The sequence below is a fragment of the Flavobacterium sp. ASV13 genome (assembly GCF_000745775.1).
In the GTDB taxonomy this organism is placed as follows: domain Bacteria; phylum Bacteroidota; class Bacteroidia; order Flavobacteriales; family Flavobacteriaceae; genus Flavobacterium.
On sequence record NZ_JQJY01000003.1, the window covers coordinates 729411 to 749380 of the forward strand.

Genomic DNA, 19970 nt, shown 5'->3' on the forward strand with positions numbered 1-19970 from the left:
TTCAGGCAGAGATTTTAAAAGAAAATCCTTTAAATCTGCGCATTCCAAAGCAAAAACCTTTCCTACAGACAGTTAACCCAACAAAGCATTTTTCAATCCTTCGAAATCTACAGAAACCTGCTCGCCTGACACTAAATTTTTAAGTGCATAAGTATTTGACGCAATTTCCTGATCTCCCGCAATTACTGCAAACGGAATCAAACGTTTATCTGCATACTGAAATTGTTTTCCAACTTTTACATTGTCAGGATACAATTCCACTTTTATATTTTCTTGTCTTAATTTCTGAATTGCTTTTGAAGCATATAAAGCTTCTTTATCACCATAATTGATAAAGATTGCTTTTGAAGTCGCTGCAACAGTTTCAGGAAACAATTGCAATTCTTCTAAAACCAAATAAATTCTATCTAATCCAAATGAAATTCCGACACCGCTCATATTTTTCAATCCAAAAATTCCCGTCAAATCGTCGTATCTTCCGCCACCGCCGATAGATCCTATTGAAACTGTTTTTGGAGCTGCAACTTCAAAAATTGCTCCAGTGTAATAATTTAAACCACGAGCCAAAGTCACATCTAAATCCAAAATTGCAGTCGAAAGTCCTAAATCAGCAACATTGTCACAAATAAACTTCAATTCCTCAACACCTTTCATACCTTCTTCAGATGAAGATAATAATTCAGAGAGTTGATTAATTTTATCTGCAAAAGTTCCACTGAAACTGAAAAGTGGCTGAACTTTTACCAACGCTTCTTCAGAAATTCCTTTTTCAATCATTTCTTTTTTAACGCCGTCTTCTCCGATTTTATCTAATTTATCAAGAGCAACAGTAAAATCGATTAATTTATCTGAAGCACCTATAACTTCAGCAATTCCTGATAATATTTTTCTGTTATTAATTTTAATAGTTACGCCTTCTAAACCTAAAGACGTAAAAACGGTATCGTATAATTGAACCAATTCCACTTCCTGCCATAATGATTTTGAACCAACAACATCGGCATCACATTGAAAAAATTCTCTGTAACGTCCTTTTTGCGGGCGATCTGCTCTCCAAACCGGTTGGATTTGGTATCTTTTAAATGGAAATTCAATTTCGTTTTGGTGCTGTACAACATATCTCGCAAATGGAACTGTCAAATCATAACGCAACGCTTTTTCTGAAATTCTTCCGGTAAATTTATTCAATTCAATTCTTTGATCTAAACTTATTGTTTCAGCAGAATTAGTTTGAAGCTCCTCTAAAGATTCTGGTAATTCGATTTTATTTTTATTGAAGAAAAAATTTCCTGAATTCAGAATTTTAAAAATCAAACGATCACCTTCTTCTCCATATTTCCCCATCAAAGTATCTGAATTTTCAAACGAAGGCGTTTCGATTGGCTGAAAACCAAATTTCTCAAAATTAGCTTTTATCGTCTGAATAATATATTGACGTTTTGACACCTCTGCAGGTGAAAAATCTCTGGTTCCTTGCGGAATGCTTGGTTTTGAAGCCATTTTTTTAATTTTAGATTTTAGGTTTCCTGATTTAGATTATTTCTAATTTTTATCTGAAAAACTCTTGACATTAATTTCTTATTGATTCGGGTTTTGTTCAAAATCACAAATCGTTTGCAAATATCTTACTTTTTAAAATAAATAATAACACTTCGAAAACAAACTTGTAACAAAAACCGTATTTTCGTGACAAATTGGTCATGATGCTAAAATTATTTAAAGAAAATATCCGAATTGCTTTTGGTTCCATCAAAACACAAATTCTTCGAACCATTCTTACCGTATTAATTATTGCTATCGGAATTACCGCTTTGGTTGGGATTTTGACCGTTGTAACAGCGCTCGAACACACCGTTTCGACCAATTTTGCTTCAATGGGTGCCAATACATTCAACATCAATCAATACGAAAACAACCTTAAGAACCGCGGCGGAAAAGAGCGCGAAATCATAAATCCGATTATTTCATATCCTGAAGCCGTTGCTTTTAAAAATAAATACAAATATCCGTTTACTGAAACTTCTCTTTCTTTTACTGCAACATCAAAAGCTGAAGTTAAATTTTTAGGCGAAAAAACAGATCCGGAAATAAAAATCCTCGGAGTTGATGAACATTTTATTTCCAATTCTGGTCTTGAAACTACATTAGGCCGTTCTTTCAATCAATTTGATATTGATAACAATACTTATTCCTGCATTGTAGGTTCTGATTTTGAAAAAGGATTATTGAAAGATGTTAATCCAATTGACAAAATCATTTCGATAAGAGGCGCACGTTTTAAAGTAATTGGTGTTTTAAAAGAAAAAGGATCAACTTTTGGAAATAGTCAGGATTTGCGTGTTTTGATTCCAATTCAAGTTGCGCGTTCTTTATTTACAGCACCAAATATCAATTACACCATTAGCGTCATGGTTTCTAAAAAAGAACTTTTAGATCCTGCAATTGACAATGCAACGAGTGTTATGCGACGAGTTCGCAAATTAAATCCTGTTCGCGATAACAATTTTGGAATGGGCCGAAGTGATGATTTGATAAATAGAATTCTTGGAATTACACAATATTTAGGCTGGGCATCTTGGATTATTTCGATTATAACAATTCTAGGTTCATCAATCGCTTTAATGAATATTATGATTGTTTCTGTTACAGAACGTACTCGCGAAATTGGTGTTCGTAAAGCTTTGGGCGCAACAAAAACAACTATTTCTACTCAGTTTTTTATCGAAACATTATTGATTGGACAAATTGGCGGATTGGTCGGAATTATAATTGGGATTTTGCTTGGCTTTGCCATTGCAACGGCAATGAATTTTGCATTTGTTATTCCGTGGGGCGCTATTTTTGCAGCCTTTGCAACTAGTTTTACTGTTGCAATAGTTTCTGGTTTATATCCTGCAATTAAAGCTTCTAAATTAGATCCAATTGAAGCGCTGCGTTACGAATAATTAGTCATAGTTTTCAGTCGCAGTTGTTACTTCCTAAAAACTGAGACTGAAAACTCAAATATTCCCTTTAATCATTCGGTCATTATCATAAATATCTTTTCTGAGTTCGATATTTTTGAAATTCATTTTTTCCAATAAATCATTCATTTCTTTTCCTAAATACTGATTGATTTCAAAATACAATTGTCCTTTTTCTAAAAGATTTTTTTTAGCTAATTCAGCAATCTTTCTGTAAAAAATCAATGCATCGTTATCATCAACAAACAGAGCCAGATGTGGTTCAAAATCCAAAACATTCTTTTTGATTTCAACCTTTTCTAAATTCCGAACATAAGGCGGATTTGACACAATGATATCATAATCTGATTTCAATATCTCTAATTCTAAAACATTCTTGAGCATAAAAGTTACCTCGACATTATTGTTTATGGCATTTCTTTTTGCTGTTTCTAACGCTTTTTTAGAAACGTCAATTGCGTAAACTTTTGCATTTGGAATATTTTTAGCCAGCGAAATTGCAATGCAACCGCTTCCCGTCCCGATATCTAAAATTTTAATTTCTTTGGAATTACCTTTGTTCTCATTAATAATCCATTCTACTAATTCTTCGGTTTCTGGTCTCGGAATCAGGACATTTTCATTCACTTCAAAATCCAAACCATAAAAACTGGTTTTTCCCAGCAAATACTGAATCGGAACTTCGTTTTTTAAGTCATCCAATAGTGAGTCCCAAACCACAAAATCCTTTTCAGAAAAATTCAGTTCATGATTTAAAGCCAAATCAATCTGGCGCAATTTATGTTTGTCTTCTAGAATTAAATAGAAAAAACTCTCCGCTTCGTATGCATCATATAAAGGCGATAATTCTTTTATAAACTGAGTGCGGTATTGTTTAATTTTCATTTCTGATCTCTGAGTAATTTTTATTCAGCAAAAGCCGATTTTTCTTTCAAATAAGTATTGGAAAATCTAATTTGTTACAAGATTTTACAAAACTTTCAACATCCAAACCGGGCAAGAACTGTGCCCAGTACATCCTAACGGAGCATCTAAATATTCAAAACCTGATTTTTTATATAATTTTTGAGCTGCATGCATAAAAGGCATCGTTTCAATATAACATTTTTCAAATCCAAAATTTCTCGCTTCCAGTAGACATTTCTCCATCATTTCACTACCAATCCCTAAACCTCGTGTTTTAGGCGAAAAATACATTTTTTGCAGTTCGCAAATTTCTGAAGCACCATTTTCTAAAGGCGCAATCCCGCAACAACCTACTATTTCTTCTTCACTTTCAACTACAAAATAAACAGATTTCGGTTTATTGTATTCTTCAAACATCAAATCAAGATATGGATCTGCGTAAGCTGTCCCTACTTTTGGGATTTCCATTTCATCAAAAACAGAACGTATTAATTGCGCTACTGCCTTGTTATCTTCTTTTTTAATTGCTCGGATTATGTAATCTTTCATGTTTCGTTATTCGGTAATATATCTACAAAAGTAAAAATACTTTTCCGATAGTTTCTCAACTATACTGTTAACTATCGGGATTAAAGTCAAAAATGATTATTTTTGCACCGTGAATACACATGAAAAATACATAAAACGCTGCATTGAACTTGCTCAAAACGGTTTTGGAACCACTTATCCAAATCCGATGGTGGGAAGCGTAATTGTTCATGAAGGCAAAATAATTGGCGAAGGTTGGCACAAAAAAGCGGGCGAACCGCATGCCGAAGTTAATGCCGTACAATCTGTAAAAGACAAATCGCTGTTAAAAAAAGCTACTATTTATGTAAGCCTCGAGCCTTGCAGCCACTTTGGAAAAACACCTCCTTGTTGTAATTTAATTATTGCAAATAAAATCCCGAATGTCGTTGTTGGAACCGTCGATCCAAATGAAAAAGTGGCAGGAAGAGGAATTAAGAGATTAATTGAAAACGGCGTAAATGTTACGGTTGGTGTTTTAGAAGAAGGATGTAACGAACTCAATAAACGCTTTTTTACTTTTCATCAAAAAAAGAGACCTTATATAATATTGAAATGGGCCGAAAGTCAAGACGGATTTTTAGCACCCGAAAAAGAAATCGACCAAGAGCGCAAACCAATTTGGATTACGAATCAATATTCGAGGCAATTAGTTCATAAATGGCGAAGCGAAGAACAGGCGATTTTAGTAGGAACGCAAACGGTTATTGATGATAATCCGAAATTAAACACGCGAGATTGGTCAGGAAATAATCCCATACGAGTGGTTTTAGATCAGAATGACCGAATTTCAAAAGACAGTTTTGTTTTTGATGACAGTGTAAAAACGATTGTATTTTCTAAATCAGAAAACAATATTTCTACCGAAAACACCATTTTTGAGAAAATTGATTTTAATGAAAATGCAATTTCTCAGATTTTGGACGTTTTATATCAGCATCAAATTCAATCTGTTATTATTGAAGGCGGAAGACAAACTTTACAATCATTTGTAGATTCAGATTTATGGGATGAAGCTCGCATTTTTATTGGAACAACTATTTTTGAAAAAGGTGTAAAAGCACCAATAATTCAGAAAAGCAATATTTTAAAAACAACTATTCAAAACGACGAATTACTATACATTAGAAACCATGATTGATACCATAATTTTTGACTTTGGCGATATTTTCATCAATTTAAACAAGCAAGGAACTATTTCTGGATTGAAAAAATTAGGAATGACCGAATGGAGTTCAGAAATGGATAGTTTGAATTTATTGTTTGAAACCGGAGATGTTTCGTACGATGATTTTGTAGGCGGATTTCAGAAAGAACTTCCAAATGCTTCTATTGAAGAAATTCTGGAAGCCTGGAATGCTGTTTTAGCCGATTTCCCAGTTTATCGATTAGAGTTTTTAAAAGAGCTTTCAAAAAAATACCGTTTGTTTCTTTTGAGCAATACTGATGCCATTCACATTGCCACTTTTGAAAAAACTGTAGGCAAACCTTTTTATACTGATTTCTACAATTGTTTTGAAAAAGTTCATTTTTCGTTTGAAATTAGAAAACGTAAACCCAATGCAAATTCTTATCAGCACTTAATTGACGAACATAATTTAATTCCAGAGCAAACGTTATTTGTTGACGACAAAAAAGAAAACACAGACGCTGCCGCTGCTTTAGGACTTAAAGTTTGGAATTTGCAAGTTGGACAGGAAGATGTGATTCAATTATTGGATAAAAATTTACTTTAGAAAAATTACTTTTGGAATACAACGATACTTATCAAACTATTGCATTTGAATCTGAAGAAGTGCTTTTTAAAGAAAAAGGAAGCAAATTCTTTGGCTACGCATTCCCTATTGAAAGCGAAGACGAAGTAAAACCTATTATTGAAGACTTAAAAAAACTTCATCCACACGCTGTTCATTTTTGCTATGCATATCAATTAGGAATCGCTCCAAAAATATCTTACCGGGCAAATGACGACGGTGAACCCAGCAATACCGCGGGCGCTCCTATCTATGGACAAATTCAGTCTTTTGGGCTGACAAATATTCTTGTCGTTGTAGTTCGTATTTTTGGCGGAGTAAAATTAGGTGTCGGAGGTTTGATTTCGGCTTATCGAACTACAGCACAAATGACGCTTGAAGTTTGTGAAATTGTCGAAAAAACAATTGACGTCCATTTTTTAATCTCTTTTGATTATAAAAATATGAATAAAGTAATGCGGGTTATCAAAGAAAAGAAACTTGAAATTACCTCTCAGGAAATGGAAGTCGATGAAGATTCCGGACTCCCAATTGGGAAAATAATCACAAAAACACGCAAAAAAAATGCCGAATCAGTATTCGACATTTTTGATTTAATGTTTGAAATTGATATTAAAATTGTGTAAATTAATATTAAAACACACCTCATTTTAACAATTATTCCAACGTTTTAAACAATTCTAAAATATAATCCGGAGGTGCTGTTGGACGACCCGTTTTTAACGAAATAAATACTAAAATAAATACTGCAGTTGTTAATAACTCATTTGCCTCATTATAGATGGCGCAGTCAAATTCAATCTTAACAGATGACTGACTTTTGAAGGTTGTATGAATTGTAAGAAGTTCATCATATCGCGCTGATTTTTTATAATTAATTTGCATCGAAACAATCGGAAGCCCAATACCGCTTTCTTCCATGCTAGCATACGAAATCCCTTTATTTCTAAGCCATTCCACGCGTCCAATCTCAAAATAGGGCACATAATTTCCGTGATAAACAACTCCCATTTGGTCAGTTTCTGAGTAACGAACACGCACTTGCGTTTGATGATTTTTCATTATTTATAGATTAAAAAAAATTAAATTCCTAAAGTTCACTTACAACTTTTTTTTTATAAAATTAGACCCAAAATATTTTTTTTTACAGAAATTTGTTCACATATTTGTTATCCCGAAATACGGAAAAATTTTGCTCCATTTTTATTAGGAGAATCTTTATCAATAATAAAAAACTTATCTGAATCTATGACTAAAACTGCTCAATCGGTATGGGAAAACTGTTTGTCCTTTATAAAAGACAATATTCAAGATCAAGCTTACAAAACTTGGTTCGAACCAATCAAATCAGTTGAGCTAACCGACAACGCATTATATATTCAGGTACCAAGTAAATTCTTCTACGAATGGCTAGAGGAACACTACGTTAAATTATTGAAAGTTGCGCTTACCAAAGAACTAGGAAAAAACGCAAAGTTACTCTATAAAATTAAAATGGAAAACACTTATGGAAACAAACAGCCGTTTACCGAGCAGCTGCCAAGTTCCAGCAGAGTACCAATGAAACCGCAAGAGGTTGATGCTCCGTTTAAAAACTTAAATCCAGAACTTAAAAATCCTTTTGTAATTCCGGGAATCAGAAACTTAAAAATTGAATCTCAGTTAAATCCAAATTATAGTTTTGATAATTTCCTTGAAGGAGACTCAAACCGTTTGGCGCGTTCTGCAGGTATGGCTGTGGCCAATAAACCTGGAGGAACTTCATTTAATCCGTTATTGATTTTTGGTGGAGTTGGTTTAGGAAAAACACACTTAGCACACGCTATTGGTGTTGAAGTAAAAGATAAATATCCTGAAAAAACGGTTTTATATATTTCTGCCGAAATTTTCACACAACAATATATTGATTCTGTTAAAAAGAATAATCGTAATGATTTCATTCATTTTTATCAGTTAATCGACGTTTTGATTATTGATGACGTTCAGTTCTTATCAGGAAAATCTGGAACTCAGGACGTTTTCTTCCACATTTTTAATTACTTGCACCAAAACGGAAAACAGGTAATTTTAACTTCAGATAAAGCTCCTGTTGACATGCAGGATATCGAACAACGTTTGTTATCTCGTTTTAAATGGGGATTATCTGCTGAATTACATCAACCAGATTACGAAACTCGTATTTCGATCTTAAAAAACATTTTATACCGCGATGGTGTTGATATGCCAGAAGACATTTTAGAATATGTTGCCCGAAATATCAAAACCAATGTTCGTGAGCTTGAAGGTGCAATTATTTCGTTGATCGCTCAATCTTCTTTCAACAAAAAAGAAGTTACGATCGAATTGGCAAAAAGCGTTGTAGAGAAATTTGTTAAAAACGTAAAGAGAGAAATCTCTATCGATTATATTCAAAAAATTGTATCTGATTATTTCCAATTGGATATTGAAACGCTTCAATCAAAAACCAGAAAAAGGCATGTTGTGCAAGCGAGACAATTAGCTATGTTTTTTGCAAAGAAATTCACTAAAGCTTCTTTGGCAAATATTGGTTCACAAATTGGAGATCGCGACCACGCTACCGTTTTACACGCTTGTAAAACTGTTGACAATTTAGTTTCTACAGACAAACAATTCAAAAAATTTGTCGAAGACATCAACAAAAAACTAACGCTATAACGCGAATCATGCCAGTAAAAGTTTTAATGGTTTGTTTGGGAAATATTTGCAGATCTCCTTTAGCCGAAGGTATTCTGGCATCAAAATTACCCAAAGACAATTTTATAGTTGATTCAGCTGGAACTGGATCCTGGCATGTAGGCCATGCGCCCGACAAACGCTCGATTGCTGTTGCTCAAAAAAACGGACTTAGTATTGACAATCAAAAAGGAAGACAATTCAAATCTTCAGATTTTGATGAATTCGATTATATCTACGTAATGGATAATTCGAATTACCGCGATGTCATTCATCTTGCCAAAACTCCTGAACACAGAAACAAAGTCAATCTAATTCTGAACGAATTATTTCCAGATGAAAATGTCGATGTTCCAGACCCATATTATGGAGCAGTAAATGGTTTTGACAATGTTTACCAAATGCTGGATGAAGCCGCAGACATAATCGCTAAAAAACTTATCGAAAAGCACTCATAAATTTGTATTTCAATTATTTTCAAGGTAATTGAGGTACATTTTCTTTTTTAATTTAAAATATCACAAAATGAAACTTCTAGGAAAACTATATTTAATTCCAACTACAATGGGCGAAAGCGATCCAATGGATGTTTTACCTCAGACAGTAAAAAGAAGTATCGAACTTATAGATCATTATATTGTTGAAAATGATAAAACTGCCAGAAAATCAATTAAAGCAGTTTATCCCGAGAAAAAACAATCCGAATTAGTTCTTTTTACTTTGAACAAACGTACCGAATCAAGCGAACATTTAGATTTCATAAAGCCTTTATTGGAAGGAAAAAATATGGGGTTAATGAGCGAAGCTGGTTGTCCAGGCGTTGCTGATCCAGGTGCTGTAATTGTAAAACTGGCGCACGAAAAAGGAATTCAGGTTGTTCCGTTGGTTGGTCCTTCTTCTATTTTATTAGCGATGATGGCTTCTGGAATGAACGGCCAAAGTTTTACTTTTAATGGTTATTTACCAATTGATAAAGACGAAAAAAAATCGGCATTGAGACATTTTGAAAGATTATCTCAAGACAAGAATCAATCGCAGATTTTTATTGAAACGCCATACAGAAACAATAAATTGATTGAAGATCTTTTGCAAATTTTAAATCCGTCGACACATTTATGTATCGCGACAGATATCACTTTGCCAACAGAATTCATCAAAACCTTGAAAGTTTCGGATTGGAAAAAATTAAAAATTGATATTGATAAACGTCCTACGATTTTTATTATTCATAAAATGTAAACTAACTCTAAAACCACCTTATGAAAAAATTTATTCTCCTTGTTTTGATTTGTTTTGTACAAAATGCATTTTCTCAAAACACAAAACAGCAATCTAAGACAAAAACATCTACAGCAAAAAGCACAGAAACGCCTATTATTAAAGTTAATACTCGTAATTACTCTGATGCAGATTTAACGGTAGATGACAAACCTACTTATATTACTCAAAAAGACGATAATGCAGTTTACAACACCGCTGGAATAGAAGTTAAACCTGAATTCCCTGGAGGTTACGAAGCTATGAACGCCTTTATAAAACAAAATTTTAAAAGTCCAGAAGAAGATTTAAAAGGAAAAATTTATGCTACATTTATTATTGAAAAAGACGGATCATTAAGCGATATTAAAATTTTAAGAGACCTTGGGCACGAAACAAGTGCGGAAGCTATAAGAGTTTTAAAACTATTTCCAAAATGGAGTCCAGGAAAACAAAACGATAAAATTGTTAGAGTTTTGTACTCGATTCCAATGATAATAAATTAAGCTTATTGAATTCACTCACAAGTTTTCCCCAAATCAAACTTTATCATGAGTAAACTTCCAAACATAACGACAAGCATTTTTACGGTAATGTCCAAAATGGCAACCGAATACAATGCAATAAATCTTTCGCAGGGATTTCCAAATTTTCCTGTCGACGAAAGGTTAACGGATATTGTTGCACAATTATCAAAGGAAAATGTGCATCAATACACACCAATGGCAGGTTATCCACCGTTGATGAATAAAATTGCGGAATTAACTCAGAGTTCTTATAACAGAACAATCAATCCAGACACAGAACTTTTAGTTACGGCTGGAGCAACTCAAGGAATTTTTACTACAATTTTGGCTTTGGTAAAAGAAAATGATGAAGTAATTATTCTCGATCCGAGTTATGATTCTTATGAATCTCCGGTTTTACTTTGCAAAGCAAAACCTGTTCGAGTGGCTTTAAACGATGATTATACACCAAATTGGCAAACAATCGAAAAAGTCTGTTCTTCAAAAAGCAAGATGATTATTATAAACAATCCACATAATCCGACAGGAAAAATTTTAAATGAAAATGATTTTACCCAATTAAAAAATCTACTTGAGAAATATCCTGACATTATTGTTTTATCTGACGAAGTTTATGAATACATCACTTTTGAAGAAAAACATATTTCGGCACACACAAAAAGCTTCCTTATCGATCGATGCATAATGGTTTCCTCTTTCGGAAAATCATTTCATATTACAGGCTGGAAAATTGGCTACACCATTGCACCTGAATATTTAATGAAAGAAATCAAAAAAGTGCATCAGTTTTTGGTTTTTAGTGTCAACAGTATTTCACAATTTGCCATTAGCGAATATTTGGATGTTGTTGATGTTAATTTGCTTGGAAAATTCTATCAGGAAAAAAGAGATTATTTCCAAAAACTGCTTCAAAACAGCCGTTTTGAATTAAAACCTTGTGAAGGAACCTATTTTCAAGTTGCCTCTTACGCCAATATTTCAGATGAAGACGATGTTACTTTCTGCAAAAATTTAATCATCAATCATGGCGTTGCAGCAATTCCAATTTCTACTTTTTATTCCGATCATAAAGATCAGAAATTGATTCGTTTCTGTTTCGCAAAGGATAATTTTACTCTTGAATCTGCCGCAAAAAAACTTTGTCAAATATAAAGTTTATCAAAATTTTATAACAATATTATGCGCGCATCCTATTTTTTTAATTAATATTGTAAAAAAAGAAAAGTATGAGCTATACAGATAAAATGTTGCGCGATGATGCCTTAAAAGGCAAAGTCATTGTAGTTACTGGAGGCGGAAGCGGTTTAGGAAAAGCAATGACAAAATATTTCTTAGAATTAGGCGCTCAGGTAGCGATTACTTCAAGAGATTTAGAAAAATTAAAAACAACAGCTTCAGAATTGGAAAGCGAAACTGGCGGAAAGTGTTTACCGCTTCAGTGCGACGTACGCCATTATGAAGAAGTAGAAAATATGCTTCAGGAAACTTTAAAAGTTTTCGGAAAAGTGGATGTTCTTTTAAACAATGCAGCAGGAAATTTCATTTCACCAACTGAACGTTTATCAGCAAATGCATTTGATACTGTTATCGATATTGTACTTAAAGGATCTAAAAACTGTACGCTGGCTTTTGGAAAACATTGGATTGATACTAAACAAACATCGGCAACAATTTTAAATATTGTAACAACTTATGCTTGGACAGGTTCAGCATATGTTGTGCCAAGTGCAACTGCAAAAGCAGGAGTTTTAGCCATGACAAGAAGTCTTGCTGTAGAATGGGCGAAATACGGAATTCGTTCTAATGCAATTGCGCCGGGACCATTCCCAACAAAAGGTGCTTGGGACAGATTATTACCGGGAGATCTTGCCGAAAAATTCGATATGGCTAAAAAAGTACCATTGAAACGTGTTGGAGATCATCAGGAATTAGCGAATTTAGCTGCTTATTTAGTATCTGACTTTTCAGCTTACGTGAACGGAGATGTAATTACAATCGACGGAGGCGAATGGCTAAAAGGTGCTGGACAATTCAACTTATTAGAAGCAATTCCGGAAGAACTTTGGGATCAGCTTGAAATGATGATTAAAGCAAAAAAGGATAAATAATTACAAGTGCTTACTAAATTCAGAATATTTTTAAAAACTATACTGATTGCACTAAATCCCGAAGGTTTACTTTCGGGATTTTTTTTATGCTTTTCACCATATAAATGATAATCATTTAACCATTTAAGTAATATAAGTTCAGTTAAGTAAGATTCTGCTTAAATATATTGCATCTTAAATTTATTTATATTACTTAAATGGTTAAATGATTTTAAATGTTTAACAATTCAGGTAAATTATTAATTTTGCCAAACAAATATCAAACAAAAATTTTATGCTCATTATTGGACTTGCAGGAGGAACAGGAAGTGGAAAAACAACGGTAGTACACCAAATCATGAACGAATTACCAGACACTGAAGTTGGCGTAATTTCTCAGGATTCGTATTACAAACAAACCGATAATTTATCTTTTGACGAAAGAGCATTAATCAACTTTGATCATCCGCGCGCCATCGATTTTGAATTATTGGTTAAACATTTAAAGGCATTAAAAGCTGGCGAAACAATCGATCAGCCTGTATATTCTTTCATTCAGCACAACAGAACTGATGATACGGTTTCAACACATCCAAGAAAAGTAATGATTGTTGAAGGAATTTTAATTTTAACAAATCCTGAGCTTCGGGATATGTTTGACATTAAAATCTTTGTTCATGCTGATTCTGACGAAAGATTAATCCGTCGTTTAAAAAGAGATATTTCAGAACGCGGACGCGATATTGACGAGGTTTTAAATCGTTATCAAACTACTTTAAAGCCTATGCATGAACAATTTATAGAACCGTCAAAGGCTTTTGCAGATATTATTATCCCAAATGACAAATACAACACTGTAGCAATTGATGTAGTTCGTGCCGTAATTAATCAGAGAATTTCATAATTTTTATTGTAATTTTAAACCATAATAATTAGGAGCTATTCCCGCTATCCGTTACAATCTTTTGTGCCGAACCCCGGCACAAAAGGATTTTCACTACTATCGGGGCTAAAAAGACCACTCGTATTCAAAAGAAACAATCTTATATGAAATTTAAAAATCCATACAAAGACAAAAAATGGTTCAAATATTTAGGTAACAAATATGTTTGGGTATTGCTGTTTTTTATTGTCTGGATGTTATTTTTAGACAATTACTCCTATTTTGACCATCGTTTTCTGGACGGACAAATTAATGAACTTCAGGACAATAAAAAATACTATCAGGACGAAATAAAAAAAGATCAAGAACAGATCAAACAACTTAAAAATCCTGAACAAATAGAAAAATATGCTCGCGAAAAGTACTTTATGAAAAAAGACAGCGAAGATATTTACATCATTCACTTTGAAGGAGACACAATTCAAGAACAAGAATAATCACAAAAACTAATGGCTACTAACCTATTCGACGATTTTAATCCGATTTCATCCAAACAATGGAAACAAAAAATCCAGTTTGAATTAGATGGAGCAGATTATAACGAAACTGTAATTTGGAATTCTCCGGAAGATATTCAGGTGAAACCTTTTTATCACAACGATGAATTTACCAAATCGGCTGCGGTTGAGACATATGCTTCTGATTTTAAAATCTGCCAGAATATTTTTGTTCACGATGTAGAAAAATCAATCAAAAGAGCAAACAACACGCTTGAAAGAGGTGCAGAAAGTTTGCGTTTTACTATTCAAAACGAAAATACTGATATTGTTTCTTTATTGGAAAATCTTCCTTTAGAGAACAAAATCGTTTACTTTAATTTGACTTTTCTCTCAATCGATTTCGTAAAAAAACTGGATGAGATTTCTGTTCAAAAAAAGGCAATTTTTTACTGCAATTTAGATCCGATTGGACAATTAGCGCGAGACGGAAACTGGTTTACAACATCAGATAAAAGTAATTTTGAAACGCTTGAAAATATTTCAAATCAAACCAATCTCTCCTTTTTAAGTGTAGATTTAGGTTTGTATCAAAATGCTGGAGCAAATATCACACAACAGATTGCATATAGTTTAGCACATGCAAATGAATATTTAAATCGTTTACCAAATTCAAGTAAAACAATTGTTTTTCAAATATCAGTTGGAACAAATTACTTTTTTGAAATTGCAAAACTTCGTGCTTTACGAATGCTTTTCAAATTAATTGCAACTGAATACAATCCTGATTTAGATTGTCATTTTCTAGTTACACCAACCAAACGAAATAAAACTATTTACGATTATAATGTCAATATGCTTCGAACTACAACCGAATGCATGTCGGCAATTTTAGGCGGAGCCGATGCGGTTGCTAATTTACCTTATGATGCTTTATATCATAAAGACAACGAATTTGGAGATCGAATTGCCCGAAATCAGTTATTAGTCTTAAAACATGAAAGTTATTTTGACCAAGTAAATAATCCGGCAGATGGGAGTTACTACATTGAAAGTTTAACGATGCAATTAGCAGAGAAAAGCCTTAAATTATTCAAAGAAATCGAAGCTGATGGAGGTTTCTTAAAACTTTTGAACGACGGAACAATCAAAAAGAAAATTCAGGAAAGCGCTACTAAAGAACAGGAATTATTTGATTCTAAAAAAGAAGTTTTATTAGGGACCAATAAATATCCTAACAAGGAAGACAAAATGAAACATGATTTAGAATTGTTTCCTTTTGTAAAAATCAAACCTAGAAAAACATTAATTACACCTATTATAGAAAAAAGATTAGCCGAGAAACTGGAACAGGAAAGGCTAGAACTTGAGTAATTCTTTTTAAACGTAATTAATATTCACACCAAAGAAAAGTGTCTCCATGATAAGAAAAGACCTTAAACATATTAATCTTCAAAGTCAAAAGTCAAAAGTCGAAATTCAAAAGTCTGAAGATTTGACTAATAACTTTACTACAGCCGAAGGAATCCAAATCAAAAAAAACTATACTGAAAAAGATATAGAGAATTTTGAATTTCTTGATTTCGGAGCTGGTTTTACGCCTAATTTACGCGGGCCGTATGCAACAATGTATGTCAGACGTCCTTGGACAATTCGTCAATATGCCGGATTTTCAACAGCAGAAGAAAGTAACGCCTTTTACAGACGAAATCTTGCTGCGGGTCAAAAAGGACTTTCAATCGCTTTTGATTTGCCTACGCATCGCGGTTACGATTCTGATCATGAACGTGTTGTTGGTGATGTTGGAAAAGCAGGTGTTGCCATCGATTCTGTAGAAGACATGAAAGTATTGTTTGACCAAATTCCGCTAGACGAAATGTCAGTTTCAATGACCATGAACGGCGCCGTTTTACCTATAATGGCTTTTTACATTGTGGCCGCTGAAGAACAAGGAGTTGAACTCAAAAAACTTTCGGGAACTATCCAAAATGATATTTTGAAAGAATTTATGGTGCGTAATACTTATATTTATCCACCAACCCCTTCAATGAAGATTATTGCTGATATTTTTGAATTTACAAGCAAAAAAATGCCAAAATTCAATTCTATTTCTATTTCTGGATATCATATGCAGGAAGCCGGAGCAACGGCTGATATTGAATTGGCTTATACTTTAGCTGATGGTTTAGAATATATTCGAACAGGATTATCCACCGGTATGACAATTGATGAGTTTGCTCCTCGTCTATCTTTCTTTTGGGCTATTGGAATGAATCATTTTATGGAAATTGCTAAAATGAGAGCTGGCCGAATGATTTGGGCAAAATTATTACAGCAATTTAATCCGAAAAGTGACAAATCGCTGGCACTTAGAACGCATTGCCAAACTAGCGGATGGAGTTTAACAGAGCAAGATCCATTTAATAATGTGGCAAGAACTTGCATTGAAGCTACTGCTGCAGCTTTTGGAGGAACACAATCTCTTCATACTAATGCTTTAGATGAAGCAATTGCGCTTCCAACTGACTTTTCAGCAAGAATTGCACGTAATACACAGATTTATTTGCAAGAAGAAACTAAAATCACCAAAACTGTCGATCCTTGGGGAGGCAGCTATTATGTTGAATCATTGACAAATGAGATTTTAGAAAGTACCTGGAAATTAATTGAAGAAGTTGAAGAATTAGGCGGAATGACAAAAGCAATCGAAGCCGGAATCCCGAAACTTCGAATTGAAGAAGCTGCAGCGAGAAAACAAGCAAGAATTGACAGCGGGCAGGATATTATAGTTGGTGTCAATAAATTTAGATTAGAAAAAGAAGATCCACTTCATATTTTAGATGTTGACAACCAAATGGTTCGTAAACAGCAAATAGAGCGATTAGAAGATATTAAAGCAAAAAGAAATACTGAAAAAGTAAATCAATCACTGGAAAAATTAATTCATTGTGCTAAAACTGGACAAGGAAACTTATTAGAAATTGCGACCGAAGCTGCGCGTGAAAGAGCAACTTTAGGCGAAATAAGCGATGCTCTAGAAAGTGTTTTTGGACGATTCAAAGCACAAATTAAATCCTTTAGCGGTGTGTATAGTGCAGCAATAAAAAACGACGAGAATTTTGAAAAGGCAAAACAACTAGCTGATGCTTTTGCAAAACAAGAAGGAAGACGCCCAAGAATTATGATTGCCAAAATGGGACAAGATGGTCACGATCGAGGCGCAAAAGTGGTAGCAACCGGTTATGCTGATGTTGGTTTTGATGTAGATATAGGTCCGTTGTTTCAGACTCCGGCTGAAGCAGCAAAACAAGCTGTCGAAAATGATGTTCATATTTTAGGCGTTTCATCACTTGCTGCTGGTCATAAAACATTAGTTCCGCAAGTAATTGAAGAATTAAAAAAACATGGCCGTGAAGATATTATGGTAATTGTTGGCGGTGTAATTCCGGCGCAGGACTATCAATATTTATTTGATGCTGGTGCAGCTGCCATTTTTGGTCCAGGAACCAAAATAAGTGAAGCAGCAATTCAAATTCTAGAAATCTTAATTGACTAATTTAAATATAAAAAAATCCCGAATTGATTGATTCGGGATTTTTTATGCTTTTTTTAGATCTTGTTTATTGTCGCATTGCTATCTGCTTCAATATAAGAGAGATCATAACCTCCAAAGTCTTTCATATAGCTTTTTAATGAAGTTCCGTAAGCATCTCTAAAATGCCTAGCTCCTTTGTTTTTAAAGAAGTTTTTCACTGAGCCAGCTCCACCAAGGTGCGCTGCTGCTAAAATTCCAGATTCGGTAATTTCAATACCATTAATTACTTTTCCCTCATACTTTTGAATTTCATAACGCAAAATCCATTTGTTTTTGGACAATAAAGCAATAAATGCTTTTTCTTGTAATGCAGGATCCTTTAAAAAGGCTTTGTTGTTTTTAATACCAATAGCTCTTAGTGCTTCAGAACCAAACTGGTATTTTCCCATGTAACCAAGTGAATTAACCAAGCGGTATTTTCCTTGAGATTCTTTGAAAGCTACTGCTTCTTTAAAACCTATAAAATGATTTCCGGTGTATGGGAAGTTTAAATTAGGATAATCATCCTTTTCTTGTGATGGAAAAATGTATTCTGCTCCATCTGATTTTTCGGTGAGAAACCAACGTTTGGTTTCCAGATTGAAGGGTTTAAAACCCAAACTTAAAAATGTAATAATAACGACTAAACTCGCATAAAAATACCATTTCTTTATCATAAATTGTTTTTCTTCAAGACGCTGTCACCCTCTTGAAATTTCTACAGTGCAAAGATAAGAAATACAAAACAATACTGTAAATCAGTAATTTACGTTATTTTAAAAAATTAAAAATCCTGTTTAAGCCCTTTGATCATGCAGTTTAAGAGCATTTTCGCTGAAGTTGAATTGTGCTCAAAAACAGGAAAAATTAAATCTCAAAAAATGTCATTTTTATCATTTTTTTATCAAATATGTTAAAAAACAAAGATAAAGCTTACAAAAAATATCGCTTTTTTTGACTAACTATAATTTCAAACGAAAAATATTTAAAATAAATTTGTAGTAAAAAACTTAAAAAATGTGCTTTTTGGGGTTTTTACTTTAAAAAATAGTTTCCAAAATCTCTATAACATCAAATTTGAGTTAACTTTTTTAAAGCTCCTTTTAAAATAAAAAAAGTGTATTTCTCAAATAACTAAGTAAATTTTAATAATAAAAAAACCGAAGTAAAAATTTACTTCGGTTCATTCTATATGTTTCAAAAACAGTATTTATCTCGTAACACCTTGGCTGGCAATCCAGTCTGAATATTTTTTTGCATTTACATTATGTTCTGCTAAAGTAGAAGCAAATTCATGATAACCAAAGCGATCAACACTTGCACAGAAATAAATATAATCGTTTTTCTCAGGATTTAAAACTGCATCAAGCGCTGTAATATCAGGCATTGCGATTGGTCCAGGAGGAAGCCCTGTATTTACATAAGTATTATATGGAGATCTCATAACCAAATCGTTATAAAAAACCCTTTTAATAACCTGATCAAAATTATTATCTCTTAATTTCAAAGCATAGATAACTGTTGGATCAGCTTGAAGTGGCATATCTAAACGCAAACGGTTTAAATAAACTCCTGCAATACGAGGTCTCTCATCTTTCTTTACCGACTCTTTATGTACAATTGAAGCCAAAATGGTCGCTTGAACTGGTGTAAGTCCTTGTTTTTTTGCTTTAGCTATTCTTTCATCAGTCCAGAAATTATGATATTCCTTGATCATTTTATCACGAAATTTCTCTGCCGAAGTATTCCAGTAAATTTCATATGTATTAGGAATAAACATTGCAAAAACATTATCTTCATTGAAGCCATTCTGCGCCATGAAAGTAGAATCTTTAATCGCTTTTAATAAAGACAAACTATCGGCTTCAATTTCAGAACCTACCCTTCCTGCAAAATTCTCCAGACGTTCTTGATTATTAAATGCCAATTTAACCGGAACATTAGAACGCATTGCACGAACTAAATCAATGTTATTCATTCCTTTTTTAAGTAGAAAACGTCCTGATTTTACATTTTCAGGATAACTTCTTTTATTAGCAACCATTTCAAAATTGTCAAAGTTTTTGACATATGGTTCTAATATTTTTTTTACGTCTGTATAATTTGCACCAGTTGGCACATAAACGTAAAGTTCTTCTTTTTCAAATTTGGTATTCGAGCTGAAAATTTTATTAATTAAAATAAATCCGTAAATCATTAAAACTGAAATTACGGCTACAGCTACTATCGTGATAATTTTTTTTAAGCTCAAAGTTTAAATT

The 19970-nt window shown here is 33.2% G+C and carries 20 protein-coding genes; 14 read left to right on the top strand and 6 right to left on the bottom strand.

What is annotated here, in order from left to right; all coding sequences use genetic code 11:
- Positions 1-72: 72 nt before the first annotated feature.
- On the bottom strand, positions 73-1500 hold the full coding sequence (gene hisS, locus GQ47_RS10450; RefSeq protein ID WP_035647999.1) for a histidine--tRNA ligase: 1428 nt from the start codon (positions 1498-1500) through the stop codon (positions 73-75).
- Positions 1501-1700: 200 nt separating this feature from the next.
- Here hisS and GQ47_RS10455 point away from each other — a divergent pair, with 200 nt between their 5' ends.
- Positions 1701-2945 (top strand): ABC transporter permease, encoded by a 1245-nt coding sequence (locus GQ47_RS10455; protein WP_035648001.1) that lies wholly within the window; start codon positions 1701-1703, stop codon positions 2943-2945.
- Positions 2946-2999: 54 nt separating this feature from the next.
- Here GQ47_RS10455 and prmC read toward each other — a convergent pair whose 3' ends face one another.
- Entirely contained in the window at positions 3000-3848 is an 849-nt protein-coding gene (gene prmC / locus GQ47_RS10460; RefSeq protein WP_035648002.1) for a peptide chain release factor N(5)-glutamine methyltransferase, read from the bottom strand.
- 84 nt (positions 3849-3932) lie between these two features.
- Complete coding sequence (locus GQ47_RS10465) at positions 3933-4418, bottom strand: GNAT family N-acetyltransferase (RefSeq protein ID WP_035648004.1); 486 nt, start codon at positions 4416-4418, stop codon at positions 3933-3935.
- Between the two features lie 109 nt (positions 4419-4527).
- On the opposite strand from GQ47_RS10465, the gene ribD reads away from it, so the two are divergent.
- The 3 genes from ribD to GQ47_RS10480 are packed head-to-tail and all read left to right on the top strand — an operon-like array spanning position 4528 to position 6816.
- Positions 4528-5577 carry a bifunctional diaminohydroxyphosphoribosylaminopyrimidine deaminase/5-amino-6-(5-phosphoribosylamino)uracil reductase RibD gene (gene ribD / locus GQ47_RS10470; RefSeq protein ID WP_035648006.1) on the top strand — a complete coding sequence of 350 codons (1050 nt, stop codon included), beginning with the start codon at positions 4528-4530 and terminating at the stop codon, positions 5575-5577.
- The gene (locus tag GQ47_RS10475) at positions 5570-6172 is read left to right on the top strand and encodes an HAD-IA family hydrolase (protein WP_035648007.1); all 603 of its coding nucleotides are present in this window, start codon (positions 5570-5572) and stop codon (positions 6170-6172) included. The genes ribD and GQ47_RS10475 overlap by 8 nt, the downstream gene beginning before the upstream one ends.
- A gap of 11 nt (positions 6173-6183) precedes the next feature.
- Complete coding sequence (locus tag GQ47_RS10480; protein ID WP_035648010.1) at positions 6184-6816, top strand: IMPACT family protein; 633 nt, start codon at positions 6184-6186, stop codon at positions 6814-6816.
- 31 nt (positions 6817-6847) lie between these two features.
- On the opposite strand, the gene GQ47_RS10485 is transcribed toward GQ47_RS10480, so the two are convergent.
- On the bottom strand, positions 6848-7252 hold the full coding sequence (locus GQ47_RS10485; protein ID WP_026727949.1) for an acyl-CoA thioesterase: 405 nt from the start codon (positions 7250-7252) through the stop codon (positions 6848-6850).
- 186 nt (positions 7253-7438) lie between these two features.
- On the opposite strand from GQ47_RS10485, the gene dnaA reads away from it, so the two are divergent.
- The 10 genes from dnaA (at position 7439) to scpA (ending at position 17691) form a co-directional block, all read left to right on the top strand.
- A complete protein-coding gene (dnaA, locus tag GQ47_RS10490) occupies positions 7439-8866 on the top strand; it encodes a chromosomal replication initiator protein DnaA (protein WP_035648012.1) in 1428 nt (475 codons plus the stop codon).
- 8 nt (positions 8867-8874) lie between these two features.
- A complete protein-coding gene (locus GQ47_RS10495; protein WP_035648015.1) occupies positions 8875-9342 on the top strand; it encodes a low molecular weight protein-tyrosine-phosphatase in 468 nt (155 codons plus the stop codon).
- Positions 9343-9409: 67 nt separating this feature from the next.
- Positions 9410-10123: an SAM-dependent methyltransferase gene (locus GQ47_RS10500; RefSeq protein WP_035648017.1), complete on the top strand. Its 714-nt coding sequence runs from the start codon at positions 9410-9412 to the stop codon at positions 10121-10123.
- Between the two features lie 20 nt (positions 10124-10143).
- Complete coding sequence (locus tag GQ47_RS10505; protein WP_051951477.1) at positions 10144-10647, top strand: energy transducer TonB; 504 nt, start codon at positions 10144-10146, stop codon at positions 10645-10647.
- A gap of 45 nt (positions 10648-10692) precedes the next feature.
- Positions 10693-11820 (top strand): methionine aminotransferase, encoded by a 1128-nt coding sequence (locus GQ47_RS10510; protein ID WP_035648019.1) that lies wholly within the window; start codon positions 10693-10695, stop codon positions 11818-11820.
- Positions 11821-11894: 74 nt separating this feature from the next.
- Positions 11895-12776, top strand: coding sequence for an SDR family oxidoreductase (locus tag GQ47_RS10515; protein WP_035648022.1), 882 nt, complete (start codon positions 11895-11897; stop codon positions 12774-12776).
- A gap of 274 nt (positions 12777-13050) precedes the next feature.
- Positions 13051-13659, top strand: a complete 609-nt coding sequence (udk, locus tag GQ47_RS10520) for a uridine kinase (protein ID WP_008467967.1) — start codon at positions 13051-13053, stop codon at positions 13657-13659.
- Between the two features lie 143 nt (positions 13660-13802).
- Positions 13803-14135, top strand: coding sequence for an FtsB family cell division protein (locus GQ47_RS10525; RefSeq protein WP_035648023.1), 333 nt, complete (start codon positions 13803-13805; stop codon positions 14133-14135).
- Positions 14136-14147: 12 nt separating this feature from the next.
- Positions 14148-15509 carry a methylmalonyl-CoA mutase subunit beta gene (locus GQ47_RS10530; RefSeq protein ID WP_035648025.1) on the top strand — a complete coding sequence of 454 codons (1362 nt, stop codon included), beginning with the start codon at positions 14148-14150 and terminating at the stop codon, positions 15507-15509.
- Positions 15510-15555: 46 nt separating this feature from the next.
- Positions 15556-17691, top strand: a complete 2136-nt coding sequence (gene scpA / locus GQ47_RS10535) for a methylmalonyl-CoA mutase (RefSeq protein WP_035648028.1) — start codon at positions 15556-15558, stop codon at positions 17689-17691.
- Between the two features lie 53 nt (positions 17692-17744).
- On the opposite strand, the gene GQ47_RS10540 is transcribed toward scpA, so the two are convergent.
- Together GQ47_RS10540 and mltG are read right to left on the bottom strand one after the other, a co-directional pair.
- Complete coding sequence (locus tag GQ47_RS10540) at positions 17745-18386, bottom strand: hypothetical protein (protein ID WP_035648030.1); 642 nt, start codon at positions 18384-18386, stop codon at positions 17745-17747.
- Between the two features lie 533 nt (positions 18387-18919).
- Positions 18920-19960 carry an endolytic transglycosylase MltG gene (gene mltG / locus GQ47_RS10545; protein ID WP_035648031.1) on the bottom strand — a complete coding sequence of 347 codons (1041 nt, stop codon included), beginning with the start codon at positions 19958-19960 and terminating at the stop codon, positions 18920-18922.
- Positions 19961-19970 lie beyond the last annotated feature (10 nt).